This is a genomic window from Rhizobium sp. WSM4643 (assembly GCF_025152745.1).
GTDB lineage: Bacteria > Pseudomonadota > Alphaproteobacteria > Rhizobiales > Rhizobiaceae > Rhizobium > Rhizobium leguminosarum_I.
Window position 1 is genome coordinate 4,141,452 of sequence record NZ_CP104040.1, and the last position, 21,587, is coordinate 4,163,038.

Sequence of the window (21,587 nt, forward strand, 5' to 3'; positions counted from 1 at the left end):
GGTTTTCTCATGCGGCACAAAGGCCGGATCGGCAATGCAGTTTGCGGGAAGGGCAAGCACAGGGAGAGTTCGACGCGCATCGATCAGGCCGATTGCGATGTGTCATCGGTGTTGAGACCAAGCACAGAGCGGATGATCTTGGGCGGGTAAGGAGGTTTGCAGCAGCGCCTTGCGGGAGCAAGACCGATCGCTGTCAGAGCCTCCAGTGGAGGCCCTGAATTACGGTTCGAACCGAGCGATCATCGAAAAATCAGGCGACGTGCCTTGCGAGCGCGCAGCGCGACCAGAGCGAATGCAGCGCCTCAACCAGATGGGCGATATCGGCGTCGGAATGCAGCGGTGTCGGCGTGATGCGCAGCCGTTCGGTCTTCTTCGGCACGGTGGGATAGTTGATCGGCTGGACGTAAACGCCGCAATTGTCGAGCAGCAGGTCGGAGATCCACTTGCACTTGGCCGCATCGCCGACCAGCACCGGCACGATATGGCTCGGATTGGGCATATGCGGAATGCCGCGCTGGTCGAGCAGCGCCCTCAGCTTGCGGACACGGTCCTGATGCCGGGCGCGCTCGAACTGGCTGATCTTCAGGTGCTGGATCGAGGCGACGGCGCCGGCGGCAAGCGCCGGCGGCAGCGCCGTGGTGAAGATGAAGCCCGACGCAAACGAGCGGATGAAATCGCAAAGCGCCGTCGAAGCGGCGATATAGCCGCCCATCACCCCGAACGCCTTGCCGAGCGTGCCCTCGATTACCGTCAGCCGGTCCATCAGCCCTTCGCGCTCGGCAATGCCGCCGCCGCGCGGGCCGTACATGCCGACGCCATGCACTTCGTCGAGATAGGTCATCGCCCCGTATTTGTCGGCGAGGTCGCAGATTTCCTTGATCGGGGCGATATCGCCATCCATCGAATAGACGCTCTCGAAGGCGATCAGCTTCGGCGCCTTCGGATCGGCGGCCTTGAGCTTGGCTTCGAGATCGGCCACGTCATTGTGCTTCCAGATCACCTTGTCGCACTTGGCGTAGCGGATGCCCTCGATCATCGAGGCATGGTTCAACGCGTCGGAGAAGATGATCAGGCCGGGGATCTTGGCGCCGAGCGTGCCGAGCGCTGCCCAGTTGGAGACATAGCCAGACGTGAAGATCAGCGCTGCTTCCTTGCCGTGCAGATCGGCAAGCTCACGCTCGAGCATGACATGATGATGGTTGGTGCCAGAAATATTGCGGGTGCCTCCCGCACCCGCGCCACAGTGGTCGATGGCGTTCTTCATCGCCTCGATCACCTTCGGATGCTGGCCCATGCCGAGATAGTCGTTGGAGCACCAGACCGTGACTTCCTTTTGGCCATCCGCGGTGTGACGCGTCGCGCGGGGGAAATTGCCGCGGTGACGCTCGAGATCGGCAAAAACGCGGTAACGGCCCTCGCTATGAAGCCCGTCCAGCTCGTTTTTGAAAAACGCTTCGAAATCCATCATATGCTCCAGTATCACGCGGATGTTCTTGATGACTGGACGTCCGCGCGTCAATGCTTACCCTTTGCTTTAACATCAACTGCGGCAAAAGGCCCAGATTTTTGAATGATTCCAGATAAAAAATATGCGCGCCGCAATCAACGAAATTGATGCCGCAGAAGGCAGGGGGAGCTTGCGCATCGTGCAAAAGGCGACCCAGCCCGATCGCAAAAAAATCAGCACACCGGATGGACAACCCTTTCTTCCGACATAGTTTTCGGTCTAGCCTGACAAAAAAATAGAAGGGACGGCCTTTGCCCGCTGGGCAACAACCTCGGAGAGAAAAGATGAAGAAAGCTGTCATACTCGCATTGGTCGGCCTGTCGATTGCAAGCTGCACGCCGACGCAGCAGGGCGCCGGCATCGGCGCTGCATCAGGCGCCGTCATCGGCGGCGCAGTCACCGGCAATGTTCGTGGCGCGGCAGTCGGCGCCGCGATCGGCGGTGTGTCCGGCGCCCTCATCGGCAGCGTCGCCGAACAGCCCGGCCAGTGCTACTATCGCGACCGTTACGGCCGCCGCTACATCGATAGCTGCCCGCGCTGAGAGCACCCTGAAATCGCTAAATCCAGGAAATCCCGGACACACGTCCGGGATTTTTTGTGCTAAATTAACGCGTTGGCAATTTAAAATGGTACACCCCGCGCGATTTTATCGCTAAGCTGTTCACGGCTGGGCAACGAAGCTTCATCGTAGGCGTAACCAAAAGCGGCGGATGCGGATTAGAGGGACAGGTCCGAAAACAAGTACTGCGTATCGGCGAACAGGCACCATGATGGTGGTCGCAGCGGCAGCTGCGTTCTCACCGGTCCTGATCGGCGACGCTTACGCCTTCAAGCTTTTCGGCATCACCATTTTCGGCAAAGAGGAAGACGAAGGCGAACAGGTGCCCGATCCGGTGCGCTACCACGTCGACCTCAGGGCCGATACCGCCGATCCCGACCTGAAAGAAGCGTTGGAAAACAGTTCCCGTCTTGTCAGCGACCAGAAGCAGCCGGTGTCCGGCGATCTCGGCATCGTCGTCAAAGCGCGCGACGACCGAGAGCGCCTGATCGCCACTCTCTATGAAAAGGCCCGTTATGGCGGCCTGGTGACGATCACCATCGACGGCAAGAATATCGACGACCTGCCACCCAATCCGACATTCGACCGGTCCGGCCCGATCCGCGTCACCGTCGACATTGCTCCCGGCCCGGTTTTCAAGGTCAGGGAAGTTCAGTTCGGCGGCGATGCCGCAAACCATAATCCCGCCGATTACGATCTCGCCCCGGGCGCTGAGGCCGGCTCGCTCGCCATCATCAAGGCCGGCGACAAGATTGTCGAACAATTGAAGAGCGAAGGTCGGCCGTTTGCCAAGTTGACCGAACGCAAGGTCGTCGCCGATCACAACAGCGATACCGTCGATATCGTCCTTGCTGCCGAGGGCGGTCCCGTCGCCCCGATCGGCGATGTGGGCGTCACCGGCGAAAAGACCGTCAAGCCGACTTTCATCCAGCGTTATTCCCGGCTGAACAAGGGCGAAGCCTATTCCCCGGAAGCACTGAAGAAAGCCGGCGAGCGCCTTCGCGCCCTCGGCGTCTTTTCGAGCGTCACCATCCACCAAGGGGATGCATTGGCGCCTGACGGCACCTTGCCGATGACGATCGAGGTTTCCGAGGGCAAAAGGCGCTACTTCGGCGTCGGCGCTCAATATTCCACCACCGACGGCTTCGGTGTTCAGGGTTATTGGGGCCACCGCAACCTGTTCGGCGAAGCCGAAACGCTGAGGATCGAGGGATCGGTCTCCAGGCTTGGCGAAACGACGGATGTCGGCAGCCTCGACTATTCCGCCGGCATCCTCTTCACCAAGCCCGGCGCCTTCTTTCCCGCCGCTACTCTGAAGGCCGGCATCGTCGCCAAGACCGAAAATCCGGATGCTTACAACGCGACGCTCGTCACCGCCTCGCTCGGCCTTTCCTACGAGCTGACCGACCGGGACACCGTCTCGGCGAGCGGCGAGGTCAGCTGGGAGCGCGACGACGACGCCTTCGGCACGAACGACTATCTGACCTTTGCCTTGCCGATCAAATATGATCGCGATGCACGCGACGACAAGTTCAACCCGACAGAGGGCTATCGCGCGACATTCTCGGCAAAGCCTGGCTACGAAATCTTCAACGCCACGCCCTATGCGGCATTCGAGGGCTCGATTTCCGGCTATTTGCCGTTCGGCCAGGAAGACGGCCTGGTGCTTGCCGGCAAGGTTGCCGCCGGCGTCCTGATCGGCGGCGATAGCATTGGGGACATTCCCGCCACCCAGCGCTTCTTTGCCGGCGGCGGCGGTTCTGTGCGCGGATACAGCTATCAGGAAATCTCGCCCTACAACGACAATGGCGATGCCACCGGCGGCCGCTCCTATGTGACCGGTTCGCTGGAGGCTCGCATCAAGATCACCGATACGATCGGCATCGTGCCCTTCGTCGATGTCGGCACGGTATCGGACAGCACCTTTCCGGGTTTTTCCAATATCCGCGCCGGCGCCGGCGCCGGAATACGATATGCAACGCCTTTCGGCCCGCTGCGGCTTGATTTTGCCGTGCCGCTAAACAAGTACGAAGATGGCACAGATTACGGAATCTACGCCGGCATTGGCCAATCCTTCTAGGGTTGCCGGTTCCGCTGTGTTTACCGATCTGTGAGCCGTCATGAAAACGGGGTAGTGTCCGCGCCGATGCAAACGCTGGCAAAAATCGTTAACTGGATCGTACGGCTCACCGGCTATGCCGTCGGTGCCACTTTGATTCTCGCCGTCGTAGCGCTGGCGATCTTCGGCTTCACCAGTTTTGGCGCTCGCATCGTCACCGAAAAGATAGCCTCCACGCTTTCCAACCGCGACATGACGATCGAGGTTCGCGAACCGCAAGGCCTTTTGACCGGCGGGCTGCGGGCCGCCGAGATTTCCATCTCCGACACCAGGGGCGTCTTTGCGGAAATTCATGGCGTCGCGATCGACTGGAATCCGCTTGCGCTGCTGACGGGAACTTTCCATGCCAAACGCTTCGAGATCGAAGCGATCAACGTGCTGCGCAAGCCGGTGCGCACCCTCCCCTCGCGGCCCGGAGCTGAAAATTCCGGCGGATTTAATCTTCCGATCAAGGTCGATATAGACCGTGTCGCACTGCCCGATATCAAACTTGCCGCACCTGTTGCCGGCCGCGCCTTTGCGCTCGCCGCCGAGGGCAGCCTTTCGGCAAATGGCGATGGCGGCGAGGCCGTCGTCAATGTCAGCCGTCACGCGGTCCCGGATGCGCGGCTTGCCGCCGACATCGCCTTTGCGCCGGCCGAAAACCGGCTGCGGTTGAAGGCGCAACTGTCCGAGCCGAAGGGCGGGCTGCTGGCGGGCTTTCTCGGCTTGCCGGACAGCCCGGCCGTCAACATTGATCTCGACGGCCAGGGGCCGATATCCGATTGGAAAGGCAAAGTGCAGGCCGCCCTCGACGGGCAGCAGCGCGCCGCAATCGAGGCCCGGCATCAGATCACGGCAGACGGGCTGCACCATCTCGACCTCAAGGGTGGCGGTGACCTGAGCTCGCTGCTTCCATCGGCATTCCGGCCGCTTTTTGCCGGCCAGACCAATATCGATCTTGCCACGACCTTCGACAATCACGGCAAGATCGATATCCAGACCGGCAATATCGCCACCGGCAGCGTGGTGATCGCCGCCTCGGGCACCCTCGATCCGGCCGGCAACAACAGCCTGAACGCCAATCTGCTCGGCACGTCGGGGCCTGTCGATTTCCGCTGGCCGCTCGCCGAAGGCGAAGCGCGCTTCCTCATTTCTGGCCTCAACCTGGCACTGACAGGCGATGCGCAGGCGGCCCGGCTGAACGTCAGCGGCTCGCTCGACACCGCAACCCTCCCGCAGGCCAATATCGGCAATATCAAGCTGACCGCAAAGAGCGACGCCTTCAATCTCGCCGCCCGTTCCGGCAGCGTCCAGCTGCGCCTCGTTGCCGGCGACGTAACCTTCTCCGACCCGAACCTCAATCGCGCCGTCCAGGGCCCGGTCACGATCGCCTCGCCGCTGCAGATCTCGCCCAGTGGCATCGGCTTCAACGCCACCACCGTCGAAAGCGCCAATATCAACGGCGGCCTTAACGGCTCCTATCGGCTGGCAGACAAGGCGCTGACCGGCAACCTCAAGCTCACCATCGACCCGGCAGCCCTGCCGGCTGCGGTGACAAGCAGGTTCGACGGACCGATCTCGTTCGAAAGCCAGATGGTCGGCACCATCCCGTCAAAATTCGCGCTGTCCAACATCGTCCTGAAATCCGGCACGCTCGAAGCCGCCGGCAACGTCGCGCTCGACGGCGGGATGTTGAATGCCGATCTCTCCGGCCGGTTGCCTGACATCGGCAAGCTCATCCCCGGCGCCAGTGGTGGCGCGGGTTATGCATTGAGAGTTGGCGGTGAGCTCCCGGCAATCTCGGTGACGGCCAATCTGAAGGCCGCCAGCCTTGAAATGGCCGACCGCGTGCTCGGCAATCTGAATATCGACCTGTCAGGGCTCGCCGATCCCAAGGCGCCGCAGGGCAGGATCGCCGCCACCGGCACGATCGACGGCCAGCCGATCGGCATCAACGGTGACATCAGTTCGCGGGACGGCAAGACGAGTATTCCGGCTTTGACCGCTGATATCGGCGGCAACCGGCTGACCGGCAATGTGGAATTCTCGCCTTCCCTGGAGCCAACAGGCGCACTGACTTTCGATTTCCCCAATGTCGGCCTGCTTGCCGCACTCGGCGGACAGAAAGCCGACGGTGATCTCAAGGGGTCGCTTGGCGTGAGCAGCGATAGCGGCAGGATTGCGCTCAAGCTGCTTGCAACAGGCGGATCGATCCGCCGTGATACGCTTGCGATCACCAAGCCGGATATCGATGTCACGGTCAGCGATCTCAAAGCCCTTGCCGCAAAAGGTACGGTCAAGGCCGCGGAGGTGAGTGTCGGAACGAACAGGCTGGCCGGGTTTTCGCTCGATTTTACCAAGCAGCAAGACCATACCGACTTCCATCTCGATGCTGCCTATGACGGCAATCCCGTGCTGGCGGCCGGCAATATCGAGGCGGCGGCCGGTACGATGCAGCTGAACCTCGATCGCTTTTCGGCAAGCCCCCGCAATATCCCGATCGAGCTTGCCGCACCGACGCAGGTCACCATCGGCGGCGGTGCCGCCAGTCTGAACGGACTGACGCTGAAGACCGGCACCGGTTCGGTGACTGTCACCGGTTCCGCCGGTGAAACGCTGAAGCTCGATGCAGACATCCACGAGCTGCCGGCAGCGCTCGCCAACGGTTTCGTGCCCAACCTTTCAGCCGGCGGCACGATCTCCGGAACGATTGCCGTAACCGGAACGCCGGCAGCACCGGTCGCCGACTTCAAGCTCGACTGGAAGGATGCGACGACGGGCCAGATAAAGGGGGCGGGCCTGGCACCGCTCGGCATCACCGCCGGTGGCAAATTCGCCGACAACAAGCTCGATTTCGACACGACGATTGGCAGCAATGACGGACTGTCGCTGAAGGCAGCCGGCAATGTCGCGCTCGCCGACCCGAAGGCGCCGGTGCTTGATGTCAATGCCGATATCCTCAACCTGCCTGCCCGCATTGCCAATGGCTTCGTTCCCGATCTCGCCGCCGAAGGCACGATTACAGGAAAACTGGCCGCCTCCGGCTCGCTCGCTGCTCCCACCGCCAATTTCGATCTCGATTGGAAAAGTGCTGCGACCAGCCAGACGAAGCGTGCGGGCCTTGCCGACCTCGCCGTCAAGGCATCCGGAAAATTCGGCGACAACAAGCTCGATTTCAACACGGCGATTGGCGGTGCCAACAGTCTCTCGCTGAAGGCAAACGGCAATATCGCCATCACGGGTACGACGATCGGTAACGTCACGGTCGATGCCGCACTGGCGAATGTTCCGGCAAATATCGCAAACAGCTTCGTCCCCGATCTCGCCGCCGAAGGCGCGATCTCTGGAAAGATCTCCGCCAGCGGGTCGCTCTCCGCCCCGAGTGCCGATTTCGATCTCGATTGGAAAGACGCTGCGACGAGCCAGACGAAGCGTGCGGGCCTTGCAGCGCTCGGCGTGACCGCATCAGGAAAATTCACCGAAAACAAGCTCGATTTCGACGCGGTGATCGTCGGCGCCAACAGCCTCTCCTTAAAGGCAACCGGCGATGTCGCCATCACGGGCACGACGATCGGCAATGTCACGGTCGACGCCGCACTGGCGAATGTTCCCGCAAATATCGCAAACAGCTTCGTCGCCGATCTCTCCGCCGAAGGCGCGATCTCAGGAAAGATCGCGGCCAGCGGGTCGCTCACCGCCCCGAATGCCGATTTCGATCTCAATTGGAAAGATGCTGCGACCAGCCACACGAAACGGGCTGGCCTTGTAGCGCTCGGCATGACCGCATCAGGAAAACTTGCGGATAATAAGCTCGATTTCAGCACGGTGATCGTCGGCGCCAACAGCCTCTCCTTAAAGGCAAACGGCAATGTCGCCATCACGGGCACGACAATCGGCAACGTGAAAGTCGATGCCGCGCTGGCCAATGTTCCCGCAAACATCGCAAACGACTTCGTCGCCGATCTCGCCGCCGAAGGCGCGATCTCGGGAACGGTCTCTGCCAGCGGCTCTCTTTCCGCCCCGACCGCCAATTTCGATCTGAATTGGAAGAATGCCGCGACGAGCCAGACGAAACGCGCCGGCCTTGCAGCGCTCGGCGTGACCGCATCGGGAAAACTTGCGGATAATAAGCTCGATTTCGACACGGTGATCGGCGGCGCCAACAGCCTCTCGCTGACGGCAAAGGGCAATGTCGCCATCACGGGCACGACAATCAGCGACGTCAAAGTCGACGCCGCGCTGGCCAATGTTCCCGCAAACATCGCAAACGACTTCGTCGCCGATCTCGCCGCCGAAGGCGCGATCTCAGGAAAGATCTCGGTCAGCGGGTCGCTCTCCGCCCCGAATGCCGATTTCGATCTCAATTGGAAAGATGCTGCGACGAGCCACACGAAACGGGCCGGCCTTGCAGCGCTCGGCGTGACCGCATCGGGAAAATTTGCGGAAAACAAGCTTGATTTCAACGCGGCAGTCAGCGGCGATAAAGACCTTTCACTAAAGGCCATCGGCAATGTCGCATTGGCTGGTACGGCGATCGACAGCATCAAGGTCGATGCCGAGATCGCCAAGCTTCCCGCCAGCCTCGCAAATGCCTTCGTTCCCGATCTCGCGGCCGGCGGCACGATTTCCGGCACCATGGCCGCCGCCGGAACATTCGCCGCACCGAAAGCCGACTTCAAGCTCGACTGGACCGACGCTGCGACCAGCCAGACCCGACTCGCGCACCTCTCCGGCCTGGCACTTGCCGCATCGGGACACTTTGCCGACAACCGGCTCGATTTCGATACCAATCTCGCCGGCCAGGGCGGCCTTTCGCTGAAGGCCGCCGGCAACGTTGCGATTTCAGGCACGTCGGTTCGCAACCTTGACGTCAAGGCCGATCTCGCCAACCTTCCGGCAGGCCTCGCCAACGGCTTCGTCCCGGGTCTTGCCGCAGAAGGCACCGTCTCGGGAACGGCATCGGCTTCTGGCACACTTCCAAAGCCGGCGGTCGATTTCAAGCTCGACTGGAAGAACGCCGCGACCGCCCAGACCAAGAGCAGCGGCCTTTTGGGCTTGAACGCTGCGGCATCCGGCAAGTTCGCCAATGACCGGGTCGATTTCGACGCTAATCTCGCCGGCAAGGACGGCGTGTTGGCCAAGGCAAAGGGCGGCGTCACGATCGCGGGAACCGCCATCCGGGACCTTTCGATCAATGCCGATATCCCGGCGCTGCCGGCAAATATCGCAAATGCCTTCGTTCCCGGCCTCGGTGCCGAAGGCACGCTTTCGGCAAGCGCCATAACGTCGGGAACGCCGGCCAATCCGATCGTCGACTTCAAGCTCGACTGGAAAGATGCCGCGACCAGCCACACCAAGGCTGCCGGCCTGTCCCGCCTCGCGCTGGCGGCAACGGGAAAATATGCCGGTGACAGGCTGGATTTCGACGCGAACCTGACTGGCGGCGGCGGCATGGCGCTGAAAGCAGCCGGCGATCTTTCGATCGCAGGCACGTCGATCCGCTCGGTCGACGTCACGGCGAACGCCACCAATGTTCCGGCCGGCATCGCCAACGGCTTCGTTCCCGGCCTTGCCGCCGAGGGCGCGGTCTCGGCGACCGTAAAGGCCACCGGCGCGCTATCGGCGCCGTCGGTCGATTTCAAGGTCGACTGGAAGAACGCAGGGACGAGCCAGACAAAAGGCGCCGGCCTTTCGCCGTTCACCATCGGTGCGTCAGGCAAACTTGCCGGAAACAAGCTGACGGTCGACACCAGCCTTGCCGGTGACGCCGGCATGTCGCTGAAGGGCGGCGGCAGTGTCGTGATCACAGGCAATCGCGCCATCGACATGCACTTCACAGGCAATCTTCCCTTTGCCGTGCTCGGCGCCCCGCTCGCGCAGCAGGGCCTCGTCGCGGACGGCGTCGCCACTGTCAATCTCCAGATTGGCGGAACGGCCGCAGCACCCGTCATCAATGGCACGGTCTCCACCAACGGCGCCAAGCTCGTCGACGTCCGGCGCAATCTGGCGGTCAACAATCTCGCGGCAACCGTAACCTTCAATGGCAGCCAGGCCGTGATATCGCGTCTCAGCGGCAACCTTGGCGGCGGCGGCACGATTTCTGCAAGCGGCACGATCGGCATCCAGCCGGCTGGCGGCTTTCCCGCCGACATTTCGATCAAGCTCGACAAAGCAGTCTACGTCGATGGAACGCTTGTCGTCTCGACCGTCAACGGCACGGTCGGCCTGCGCGGGCCGATCGCCAGTGCGACGCTGAGCGGCAAACTGCTGCTGGACAAGACCTCAATCACGGTCCCGGAAAAACTGCCGACCTCGCTGAGAGAAATCGACATCCGGCACAAGAATGCGCCGCGCGCCGTGCTTGCGCAGATGCGCGATAACGGCGAGCGCAAACCTGGGGAGAAATCCTCCGTGATCACGCTGAATCTCGAAATCGACGCGCCTTCGCATATCTTCGTTCGCGGCCGCGGCATCGACGCCGAACTCGGCGGCCAGGTGACGATCCGCGGAACGGCGGCTGCACCCATCGTGACCGGCGGTTTCACCATGCGCCGCGGCCGCCTGACCATTCTCAACCGTCGCCTGGACTTCTCTGACAAGAGCAGGATCACCTTTGCCGGCGACTTGACGCCGGCGCTCGATATGGAAGCGACATCGTCCTCCGGCACGACGACGCTGACCGTCGACGTCGCGGGCCTTGCCACCGATCCCGCAATCACTTTCTCCTCCTCGCCCGAGCTGCCGCAGGACGAGGTGCTGGCACAGCTGATCTTCGGCCAGTCGATGTCGAAGCTCTCGCCGGTGCAGATCGCTCAGCTCGCCGATGCCGTCAGTCAGCTGGCCGGCAACCGCTCCACCTCGCTTTTCGAAGGCCTACGCAATCAACTCGGCGTCGACGATTTCGACGTCAGCACCGATTCCAAGGGCCAGACGAGCGTCAGCGTCGGCCGCTATCTCAACGATCGCACCTATTTCGAATTGCAGCAGGGCGGTTCGGCCGGCGCCAAGGCGGTGATCAACCTCGATGTCGGCCGCGGCGTCAAGCTGCGCGGAGGGGCCGGTGGCAACGGTGAGGGCGAAGCCGGGATTGTCTACGAACGAGAATACTGATGCATCTCTCCCGAAGCTATGCAGCAGTTTGCGGACAGCATGCACAAGCTTTAAGCCGGTTTAGAAACCGGTTTTGCTTGTCTTGAGAAGGATGTTGGTCTCGGTCGAATTGATGCCGTTGATCAGCCGGATGCGGCGCAGCGTCTCGTCGAAGGCGGCAAGATCGCGATCCTCGAGCTCGGCGACGAAATCCCATTTGCCGTTGGTGCTGTGAAGCGCGCGCACCTGCGGCAGGCCCCTCAACTGATCGGCCACCCTGTCGGCGAGCTTGCCAAGCACCTCGATCATGACGATGGCGCGCACGCCGGCGGACCGCGTCTCATGGCCGGTGCGAATGGTGAAGCCGACAATGGTGCCGCTGGCGACCAGCCGGTCGATACGGGCGGCAACCGTTGCCCGCGATGCACCTGTCGTCGCCGCAAGCGACGAGACGGAAATCCGGGCGTTATGGCGAAGTGCACTGAGAAGTTCGGTGTCGAGATCGTCCACGCTGACCACTTTGTCAAAATAGATTTATCAATCTGCGCAAACATAATCCATTTCTGACGTTTTTCCATCTTTTTGCTACCAGCACTTTACCCCAATATCGGTCGAAACAGCCCACAACCACGGAGCCCTCGAAATGGATGCCCAATCGCGATCTGTCACCCTCATCGGCGCGCCGCTGGAAGAAGGCTCCGGCCGCAGAGGGGCTGCCATGGGCCCTTCCGCCCTGCGCATTGCCGGCATCGACCAGACGTTGATCGAGCTTGGCCATGACGTCGCCGATATCGGTGATCTCAGGATCGTGCCGGCGATGGACCTGCCGAATCACCCGAAGGCTCACAATTTGAGGATTGTCGGCGCCTTCACCCGCGCGCTCGAAAGCAGCGTCCACGACGTGGCCGCCTCCGGCCGTTTTCCGCTAATTCTCGGCGGCGACCACAGCCTTTCTATGGGCACCGTCTCCGGCATGGCCCGCTATGCCGCCAGCAAAGGCCGCCCGCTCTTCGTGCTCTGGCTTGATGCCCATGCCGATTTCAATTCTCCGGCAACGTCGCCCTCCGGCAATATTCACGGCATGCCCGTCGCCTTCTTCTGTGGCGAGGCGGAGTTCGCCGAGATCCTGCCGAAGGACCGTCCGTTCGTCGATCCCAAGAACGTCTTCCAGGTCGGCATCCGTTCGGTTGATGCGCGCGAACGCGAGGAAATCCACGAACACGGCGTCAATGTCTTCGACATGCGCGCGATCGACGAGCAGGGCGTCGGCGCCATCATGCGTGAAATCCTCGATGTCGTCATCAAGGCGAACGGCCTGCTGCATGTCAGCCTCGACCTCGATTTCCTCGATCCCGAGATCGCTCCCGGCGTCGGCACGACGGTGCCTGGCGGCGCGACTTTCCGCGAGGCGCATCTCGTGATGGAAATACTTTCCGACAGCGGCCTCGTCTCGTCGCTCGATCTCGTCGAGCTCAATCCGTTTCTGGATGATCGCGGCAAGAGCGCCCGCATCCTGGTCGAGCTGACGGCAAGCCTCTTCGGCCGCCGCATCTTCGATCGTCCAACACGCGCCGCATAGGGCACGCGCCGCATAAAACAGGATGATTTTAGGCCGGGACGGCCTAAAATCTGAATCCTGTTCTAAATTAAATAGTTAGAGCATGATGTTGCCCGAAAACCGCTTACACTTTTCGGCATCATGCTCTGGAGGGAGAACGACCATGAATACTTCGGAAAAACTGATCGCCACGGAACAACGGCTCGGCGCCCATAACTATAAGCCGCTGGACGTGGTGCTGACGCGCGGCGAAGGTGTTTATGTCTGGGATACCGACGGCAACCGTTATCTCGATTGCCTCTCGGCCTATTCCGCCGTCAACCAAGGCCATTGTCATCCGAAGATCCTCGCCGCCATGGTCGAGCAGGCGGGCAGGCTGACGCTCACCTCTCGCGCCTTCCGCAATGATCAGCTCGCCTATCTCTACGAAGAGCTTGCAGCTCTCACCGGCTCGCACAAGATCCTGCCGATGAATTCCGGCGCCGAAGCGGTGGAAACCGCCATCAAGGCGGTGCGCAAATGGGGATACGAGGTCAAGGGCGTGCCGGAAGGCAAGGCGGAGATCATCGTCTGCGCCGATAATTTCCATGGCCGGACGCTGAGCATCATCAGTTTCTCCACAGATCCCGAGGCCCGCACGGGCTTCGGCCCCTATACGCCAGGTTTCCGCACCATTCCCTTCGGCGATGCCGAGGCTTTCGAGGCAGCGATCAACGAAAATACGGTGGCCGCCCTGATCGAGCCGATCCAGGGCGAAGCTGGCGTCATCATTCCGCCGGCGGGTTATTTCACCCGCATCCGCGAGCTCTGCACGGCAAATAACGTCACCCTCATCCTCGACGAGATCCAGACCGGCCTCGGCCGTACCGGCAAGCTGCTGGCCGAGGAGCACGAAGGCATCGAGGCCGACGTGACGCTGATCGGCAAGGCGCTGTCCGGCGGCTTCTATCCCGTGTCGGCCGTGCTTTCGAATTCCGAAGTCTTGGGCGTACTGAAACCCGGCCAGCACGGCTCGACCTTCGGCGGCAATCCGCTCGCCTGCGCGGTGGCGCGTACCGCACTCAAGGTGCTGACGGAAGAGGGCATGATCGAGAACGCCGCCGTCATGGGCGACTACTTCCTCGAAGGCTTGAGGTCGATCCGCTCGAACATCGTCAGGGATGTGCGCGGTCGCGGCCTGATGATGGCCATCGAGCTGGAACCCGAAGCCGGCGGCGCACGGCAATATTGCCATGCGCTGAAAGAGCGCGGCCTTCTCGCCAAGGACACCCACGATCATACGATTCGTCTCGCTCCGCCGCTGGTCATCACCAAAGAGCAGGTGGATTGGGCCGTCTCGCAGATTGAAAAGACGATAGGCTGAGTAAATCGGCGCAATTCTTCTTCGCCATCCCGAAGAAGCCTGGAAGATCCTGAATGCCAAAAATCGGCTGGAACAGATCGACAGCAAAACCGCCTGGTTTTCATCCGAGATAAAAACCTTTCGCAATCTCGTCGCCCAATTTAGATTTGGGCAACACTCTTTCGCTAATGTCGTCGATAACCGTAACGATGCTTCGCCGAGCGCAAAGCCATCGCGTGGTATGAAGGCAAAGCTTGTCCGCGCCAATGGTGGCGCATCCGCTTCTGCCCTAGCTTACGACAGTTGGGAAGAATTCTAATGGCCACGATCAATTCGACTAACTTCAGCGGCGATACGCTCGAAATTATTGCCTTCCGTCTGCATGATCAGGAATTCTGCGTCAAGACCACGACCATTCGCGAAATCCGCGGCTGGGCGCCGTCGACGCCGATCCCGCATGCACCGGCCGATGTCATCGGCGTCATGAACCTGCGCGGTTCGGTGATCCCGATCATCGATCTTGCTTTCAAGCTCGGCATGAAGAGCACGGTCGCCAATGAGCGCAGCGCCATCGTCGTCGCCGAAGTTCACAGCATGGTCATCGGCATGCTGGTCGACCGCGTCTCGGATATTCTCACCATCTCATCCAGCCAGGTCCAGCCGGTGCCTGAAGTGACCGCCTCCTTCGACCGCGCTTATTGCGAAGGCATCATTGCCTCGGAAAATGGCATGATCTGCTTCCTGAACCTCGCCAAGATGTTCAAGGAAAACGAGACGGATGAACTGGCGGCCTGATTCGGACCATACGATCGAATATTAGAAAACCGCCCGCTTGAGGCGATTTTTTATTGCGGCACCACAAGCAGCCTTCAGCAGCGGCTATCATTTTCCGGGCTCTGATACCCGAAGGTTAACGATCACCGGCTCCGGCTTTCTGATGAGATGAACGGCCTGAAGCACGAGCGCATCCAGCCCGTTCTCCTCATTCTCCAGAATTTCGAACAATTGCCGCCGCATGCGCGGGTCCCAGAATTTGTTGATATGGGTGGCGACCCCCTGCGCGGCCTCGCTTTGCGGCTGGCTCTTGAAGAAGGTGGCGATCTGGTTTGCCATATAGACGAGCTTGGTCTTGGTATCATGCGACATCGGCAATGCTTCCGGGCGAGATGCGGTGCGGGTGGGTGAAGATCTCGAAATCCTCGCCGCGCACCAGCGCGACGAGCGTCATGCCGGCTTCTTCGGCTGTGCGGATGGCGAGAGCCGTCGGCGCCGATATGGCGATGAGCACCGGGCTGCCGAGGCTCGCCGCCTTCTGCACCATCTCGACGGAAAGCCGGCTGGTGACGACGACGGCGCCGTCCGCGCCTCTTTCACTGGCACGGATGATGGCGCCGCAGAGCTTGTCCAACGCATTGTGCCGGCCGACGTCTTCACGCACGGCAATCAGCCCGCTGCCGGGACGATAGAACCCGGCGCCATGTACCGCCCGCGTCTCGCGATGCAGCGGCTGTGCCTCGTTCAGAAGCGAAACGGCGCGGACGATATCCGCATGCGACAGCGCCAGCGGCGATGTCGAAACGTCAGCCACCGGCCGCACCGCCTGTTCGATCGATTCGATGCCGCAGAGCCCGCAGCCGACCGGCCCCGCCATGCTGCGGCGCCGGGCCCGCAGCCGATCGGCGACATCGTCGACCAGGCTCACCTGCACATCGATCCCCTGCTCACCCTCGACGACCTCGATGCCCGATATCTCCGCCGGCCCGGCGATGATCCCTTCGGTCAGGCTGAATCCGACGGCAAAATCCTCGAGATCCGCGGGCGTTGCCATCATCACCGCATGCGAACTGCCGCCGTAGGAAAAGGCGATCGGCACCTCTTCCGGCACGATTCGCGAACCGGTCTGCAGGATGCCGTTGCGGCGGGTGGTTTCGGGGGCATGGGCAGTGACGGTGAATTTTACCATGCAGCGCCAGGATGAAAGACACCCTCCTCCACAACTCGGCCTCTTGGGAAGACAACGTCAATCGCTTGCCCCCCCTTCTCCCCAGCGGGGAGAAGTGCCGAGCAAAGCGAGGCGATGAGGGGGGCGAGCGACGACAGGAGCGAGCGCACCGAGCGCAAGCGAGGGGCAACACCATTTGCCGCGCCGCTCCCCTCATCCGCCCTTCGGGCACCTTCTCCCCGCTGGGGAGAAGGGGGAGGCTCACCGACAATGCCACCCCGTCCCCGCATCGTCACTCCGCTGCCTCGAGCTTGCCGGCGATGCGGCGCGATTGCCGCGCCTGCTCGTCATATTCCAGCTGCCATTCGCTCGGCCCGTTGGAGGGCGAGACCTGCACCGCCGTCACCTTGTATTCCGGGCAGTTCGTCGCCCAGTCGGAGAAATCGGTGGTGATGACATTCGCCTGCGTATTGGGATGATGGAAGGTCGTATAGACGACACCCGGCGCGACGCGATCGGTGATCAGCGCCCTGAGCGTCGTGTCGCCGGAGCGGCTGCCGAGCTTCACCCAGTCGCCGTCGCGAACGCCGCGCTGCTCGGCATCGTGCGGATGGATTTCCAGCCGGTCTTCCGCATGCCAGACGACATTCTCGGTCCGCCGCGTCTGCGCCCCGACATTGTACTGGCTGAGGATGCGGCCGGTTGTCAGCAGCAGCGGGAAGCGCGGACCGGTGCGCTCGTCGGTCGCCACATATTCGGTGCGGATGAACTTGCCCTTGCCCCGCACGAAGCCATTGACATGCATGATCGGCGAGCCGAGCGGGTTCTTCTCGTTGCAGGGCCACTGCACCGAGCCCATTTTGTCGAGATAGTCGTAGGAGACCATCGCAAAACTCGGCGTCGTCGCGGCGATCTCGTCCATGATCTCCGACGGATGGGTGTAATTCCAGTCGAGCCCCATCGCCTGAGCAAGCTTCTGCGTCACTTCCCAGTCGCCATAGCCGTTGCGCGGCGACATCACCTTGCGCACGCGATTGATGCGGCGCTCGGCATTGGTGAAGGTGCCGTCCTTCTCGAGGAAGGTCGAGCCCGGCAGGAAGACATGGGCGTAATTGGCGGTCTCATTGAGGAAGAGGTCCTGCACGACGACGCATTCCATCGCCGCCAGCCCGGCCGCGACATGTTTGGTATCGGGATCGGACTGCAGAATGTCCTCGCCCTGAACGTAAAGCCCCTTGAACGAGCCGTCGACCGCCGCATCCAGCATGTTCGGAATGCGCAAGCCCGGTTCATTGTTGAGCTTCACGCCCCAGAGCTTTTCGAAGATATCGCGCGTCGCATCGTCGGAAATGTGCCGGTAGCCCGGCAGTTCGTGCGGGAAGGAACCCATGTCGCAAGAACCCTGGACGTTGTTCTGGCCACGCAGCGGATTCACGCCGACGCCAGGACGGCCGATATTGCCGGTCGCCATCGCCAGGTTGGCGATCGCCATGACCGTGGTCGAGCCCTGGCTGTGTTCGGTGACGCCGAGGCCGTAGTAGAGTGCGCCATTGCCGCCCTTGGCATAGAGCCTTGCCGCACCGCGCAGATCCGCCGCCGGCACGCCGGTGAAGATTTCCGTCTCTTCGGGACTGTGCTGCGGTTCGGCGACGAAGGCGGCCCAGTCCTCGAATTCCGACCAGTCGCAGCGCTCGCGGATGAACCTCTCGTCATAGAGCCCTTCGGTGACGATCACATGCGCCAGCGCCGTCATGACCGCGACATTGGTGCCCGGCTTCAGCGGCAGGTGGTAGGAAGCCTCGATATGCGGCGACCGGACGATGTCGGTGCGGCGCGGGTCGATGACGATGAGCTTGGCCCCTTGGCGCAGCCGCTTTTTCAGCCGCGAGGCGAAGACCGGATGGCCATCCGTCGGATTGGCGCCGATGATGACGACGACATCCGAATGTTCGATGCTGTCGAAATTCTGCGTGCCCGCCGACGTGCCGAACGTCTGGCCGAGACCGTAGCCGGTCGGCGAATGGCAGACGCGGGCGCATGTGTCGACGTTGTTGTTGCCGAAGCCGGCGCGGACCAGCTTCTGCACCAGGTAGGTTTCCTCATTGGTGCAGCGTGAGGAGGTGATGCCGCCGATCGCGTCGCGGCCATATTGATACTGGATGCGGCGGAACTCCGACGCGACATGCGCGAAGGCCTCGTCCCAGCTCACCTCCCGCCAGGGATCGCTGACCTTTTCACGGATCATCGGGTTGAGGATGCGATCCTTGTGGGTGGAATAGCCGTAGGCAAAGCGACCCTTGACGCAGGAATGGCCGCGATTGGCCTGGCCCTCCTTCCACGGCACCATGCGCACCACTTCCTCGCCGCGCATCTCCGCCTTGAAGGAGCAGCCGACGCCGCAATAGGCGCAGGTGGTGACGGCCGAATGCTCCGGCTGGCCGATCTCTATCACCGACTTCTCCGTCAGCGTCGCCGTCGGGCAGGCCTGAACGCAGGCGCCGCAGGAGACGCATTCGGAATCGATGAAATGCTCGTGCACGCCGGGCGAGACGCGTGAGCCGAAGCCGCGTCCCTCTATCGTCAGCGCAAAGGTGCCCTGGACTTCCTCGCAGGCGCGCACGCAGAGCGAACAGACGATGCACTTGGAGGGATCATAGGTGAAATAGGGATTGGATTCGTCCTTCGGCATCCATTTCAGATTGATATCGCCATTGCTGCGCGCCTTGACGTGATTGTCGCCCTCATAGCCGTAGCGTACGTCGCGCAGGCCGACGGCGCCCGCCATGTCCTGCAATTGGCAATCGCCATTGGCAGCGCAGGTGAGACAGTCGAGCGGATGGTCGGAAATATAGAGTTCCATCACGCCGCGGCGGATATCCTTCAACCGCCCCGTCTGCGTGTGCACCACCATGTTCGCCGCCACCGGCGTCGTGCAGGAGGCCGGCGTTCCGGCCCGGCCCTCGATTTCGACGAGACAGAGGCGGCAGGAGCCGAAAGCGTCGACCATGTCGGTGGCGCAGAGCTTCGGCACCTCGATACCGGCCTCCATCGAGGCGCGCATGATGGAGGTGCCCTCCGGCACGCTGATCTGCTGTCCGTCGATGGTGAGCGTCACCATAGTTTCGGATTTCGAAGCGGGAGTGCCGTAGTCGATTTCATGGATGAGAGACATGGATTGCTCCTCCGATAGATTTCCTTGTCGGCCGCCTCGGGGCGTGCCCCTCATCCGCCTGCCGGCACCTTCTCCCCGCAAACGGGGAGAAGGGAACACGCCGCAACCTCTCCGTTCCCCGCCACGTCTCGTATGGCACGTCCCCTCTCCCCGCAAGCGGGGAGAGGGTTAGGGTGAGGGGCAAAGTTTTAAAAAACCCCGTCATTCTGCCGCCTCCACCAGAGGTGCCGGCGAAAAATCCTCCGGGAAATGCGTCATGGCGCTCATCACCGGATAGGGCGTGAACCCACCGAGCGCGCAGAGCGAGCCGAACTTCATCGTGTTACAGAGATCGGCAAGCAGCGCCCGGTTCTTCTCCGGCTCGATGCCGTGCGCGATCTTGTCGGCCGTCTCCACGCCGCGCGTCGAGCCGATGCGGCAGGGCGTGCACTTGCCGCAGCTTTCGACGGCGCAGAATTCCATCGCGAAACGCGCCTGTTTCAGCATATCGGCCGTGTCGTCGAAGACGACGATGCCAGCATGGCCGATCAGCCCGTCCTTGGCGGCGAAGGCTTCGTAATCGAACGGCGTGTCGAACAGCGCCCGCGGGAAATAGGCCCCGAGCGGTCCGCCGACCTGTACGGCTTTGACCGGTCGTCCCGTAGCCGTCCCCCCACCGATCCTGTCGACGATATCTCCGAGCGAAAGACCGAAGGCCGTCTCAAAGAGGCCGCCATATCTGACATTGCCGGCGATCTGCAGCGGGATGGTGCCGCGGGAGCGGCCCATGCCGAAATCCCGATAGAAGGCGGCGCCCTTATCCATGATCACGGGCACGGAGGCGAGCGAGATCACGTTGTTGATGACGGTCGGACAGTCGAACAGTCCCTTATGCGCTGGCAGCGGCGGCTTGGCGCGCACCACGCCGCGCTTGCCTTCGAGGCTGTTGAGCAAGGCGGTCTCCTCGCCGCAAACGTAGGCGCCGGCGCCGGTGCGCACCTCGATATCGAAGGCGCGCCCCGAGCCGAGCACCGACAGGCCGAGTATGCCTGCCTGTCGCGCGATGCCGATGGCCTCGCTCATCGCCGCAATTGCGTGAGGATATTCCGAACGCGTATAGATGAAGCCCTTCGTGGCGCCGGTGGCGAGCCCCGCGATCACCATGCCTTCGATCAGCACGAAGGGATCGCCCTCCATGATCATCCGGTCGGCGAACGTGCCGCTGTCGCCCTCATCGGCATTGCAGACGATATATTTGCGTTCGCCGGCGGCATCGAGAACGGTCTTCCACTTGATGCCGGTGGGAAAGCCGGCGCCGCCGCGTCCGCGCAGGCCGGAATCGGTGACCTCCTTGACGATATCGACCGGTGTCATCGAAACGGCGCGGCGAAGGCCGGCGAGACCGCCGTGAGCCTCGTAATCCACGAGCGAAAGCGGATCGGTGATGCCGCAGCGGGCGAAGGTCAGGCGGGTCTGTTCCTTGAGGAATGGGAGGTCGTCAACCTCCCCGAGACAGAGCCGATGCTCGTCTCCATCAGTCATCCCGGTATCGAACAGATCGGGCACGTCCTTCGCCTTCACCGGTCCATAGCCGATGCGCTTGCCGGCAACCTCGACTTCGACCAGCGGCTCCAGCCAGAACATTCCGCGCGAGCCGTTGCGCACGATCTCGGCATCGAAGCCGCGGGCGGCGATCTCCTGGGCAATCGCCTTTGCCACCTTTTCGGCCCCGAGCGCCAGCGCTGCGGCATCGCGCGGAACATATATCCTGACCGTCATCGGCGCGCCTCCGCGACGAGTTCCACCGCCGTCTGATCGTCGACCCGGCCATAGACCTCGCCGTCGAGCATCGCCGACGGCCCGCAGGCGCAGAGCCCGAGACAGTAGACCGGCTCCAGCGTCACGGCGCCGTCGAGCGTCGTCTGATGAAAATCGATGCCGAGCAGTGTCTTGACGCGCTCGGCCAGCGCATCGCCGCCCATCGACTGACAGGCTTCGGCGCGACAGAGCTTCAGCACGTGCCGGCCGGCGGGATGATCGCGATAATCGTGATAGAAGGTCACCACGCCATGCACCTCGGCACGGGAGAGGTTCAATTCCTCCGCGATGACGGGCATGGCTTCCTGCGGCACATAACCGAATTCTTGCTGAACTTCATGCAGAATGGGAAGCAGCGGCCCTTCGAGAAAGCGAAGATCGGCGACAATGGCTCGGGTGCGCGCTGCAATATCGCCTTCGGCGATATGAATGGTCATAAGGCAGCCCTCCCAGCGGCTTGCTCGTTGCGAAACAGCGGGGCTCCCCCGGCCGAGTGCTATTCCGCAACCACCATCTCAG

13 protein-coding genes are annotated in these 21,587 nt (G+C 62.1%); 6 read left to right on the forward strand and 7 right to left on the reverse strand.

Going from position 1 to position 21,587, the window contains the following annotated elements; all coding sequences use genetic code 11:
* Positions 1-250: 250 nt before the first annotated feature.
* Positions 251-1,465, reverse strand: coding sequence for a 5-aminolevulinate synthase (gene hemA / locus N1937_RS20465; RefSeq protein WP_222293007.1), 1,215 nt, complete (start codon positions 1,463-1,465; stop codon positions 251-253).
* Positions 1,466-1,791: 326 nt separating this feature from the next.
* Here hemA and N1937_RS20470 point away from each other — a divergent pair, with 326 nt between their 5' ends.
* The 3 genes from N1937_RS20470 to N1937_RS20480 all read left to right on the forward strand — a co-directional run bounded on the left by N1937_RS20470 (position 1,792) and on the right by N1937_RS20480 (position 11,278).
* Positions 1,792-2,049, forward strand: coding sequence for a YMGG-like glycine zipper-containing protein (locus tag N1937_RS20470; RefSeq protein WP_017966299.1), 258 nt, complete (start codon positions 1,792-1,794; stop codon positions 2,047-2,049).
* 169 nt (positions 2,050-2,218) lie between these two features.
* Positions 2,219-4,147, forward strand: coding sequence for an autotransporter assembly complex protein TamA (locus tag N1937_RS20475; protein WP_260056871.1), 1,929 nt, complete (start codon positions 2,219-2,221; stop codon positions 4,145-4,147).
* Positions 4,148-4,213: 66 nt separating this feature from the next.
* Complete coding sequence (locus N1937_RS20480; RefSeq protein ID WP_260058993.1) at positions 4,214-11,278, forward strand: translocation/assembly module TamB domain-containing protein; 7,065 nt, start codon at positions 4,214-4,216, stop codon at positions 11,276-11,278.
* Positions 11,279-11,338: 60 nt separating this feature from the next.
* On the opposite strand, the gene N1937_RS20485 is transcribed toward N1937_RS20480, so the two are convergent.
* Positions 11,339-11,776, reverse strand: coding sequence for an Lrp/AsnC family transcriptional regulator (locus N1937_RS20485; RefSeq protein ID WP_017966296.1), 438 nt, complete (start codon positions 11,774-11,776; stop codon positions 11,339-11,341).
* A 124-nt stretch (positions 11,777-11,900) separates the two neighbouring features.
* Here N1937_RS20485 and rocF point away from each other — a divergent pair, with 124 nt between their 5' ends.
* The 3 genes from rocF (at position 11,901) to N1937_RS20500 (ending at position 14,952) form a co-directional block, all read left to right on the forward strand.
* Entirely contained in the window at positions 11,901-12,836 is a 936-nt protein-coding gene (rocF, locus tag N1937_RS20490; protein WP_017966295.1) for an arginase, read from the forward strand.
* Between the two features lie 142 nt (positions 12,837-12,978).
* Positions 12,979-14,178 carry an ornithine--oxo-acid transaminase gene (gene rocD / locus N1937_RS20495; RefSeq protein ID WP_017966294.1) on the forward strand — a complete coding sequence of 400 codons (1,200 nt, stop codon included), beginning with the start codon at positions 12,979-12,981 and terminating at the stop codon, positions 14,176-14,178.
* 297 nt (positions 14,179-14,475) lie between these two features.
* On the forward strand, positions 14,476-14,952 hold the full coding sequence (locus N1937_RS20500) for a chemotaxis protein CheW (RefSeq protein WP_003543427.1): 477 nt from the start codon (positions 14,476-14,478) through the stop codon (positions 14,950-14,952).
* 87 nt (positions 14,953-15,039) lie between these two features.
* Here N1937_RS20500 and N1937_RS20505 read toward each other — a convergent pair whose 3' ends face one another.
* From N1937_RS20505 to N1937_RS20525, 5 genes are all read right to left on the reverse strand, one after another.
* On the reverse strand, positions 15,040-15,303 hold the full coding sequence (locus N1937_RS20505; protein WP_222292985.1) for a formate dehydrogenase subunit delta: 264 nt from the start codon (positions 15,301-15,303) through the stop codon (positions 15,040-15,042).
* Positions 15,293-16,120, reverse strand: coding sequence for a formate dehydrogenase accessory sulfurtransferase FdhD (gene fdhD / locus N1937_RS20510; RefSeq protein WP_222292983.1), 828 nt, complete (start codon positions 16,118-16,120; stop codon positions 15,293-15,295). Before fdhD ends, N1937_RS20505 begins: the two co-directional genes overlap by 11 nt.
* 271 nt (positions 16,121-16,391) lie before the next feature.
* Positions 16,392-19,271 carry a formate dehydrogenase subunit alpha gene (gene fdhF / locus N1937_RS20515; RefSeq protein WP_162116836.1) on the reverse strand — a complete coding sequence of 960 codons (2,880 nt, stop codon included), beginning with the start codon at positions 19,269-19,271 and terminating at the stop codon, positions 16,392-16,394.
* A gap of 201 nt (positions 19,272-19,472) precedes the next feature.
* Positions 19,473-21,029, reverse strand: a complete 1,557-nt coding sequence (locus N1937_RS20520; RefSeq protein ID WP_222292980.1) for a formate dehydrogenase beta subunit — start codon at positions 21,027-21,029, stop codon at positions 19,473-19,475.
* A complete protein-coding gene (locus N1937_RS20525) occupies positions 21,026-21,505 on the reverse strand; it encodes a formate dehydrogenase subunit gamma (protein ID WP_162116838.1) in 480 nt (159 codons plus the stop codon). Before N1937_RS20525 ends, N1937_RS20520 begins: the two co-directional genes overlap by 4 nt.
* Positions 21,506-21,587 lie beyond the last annotated feature (82 nt).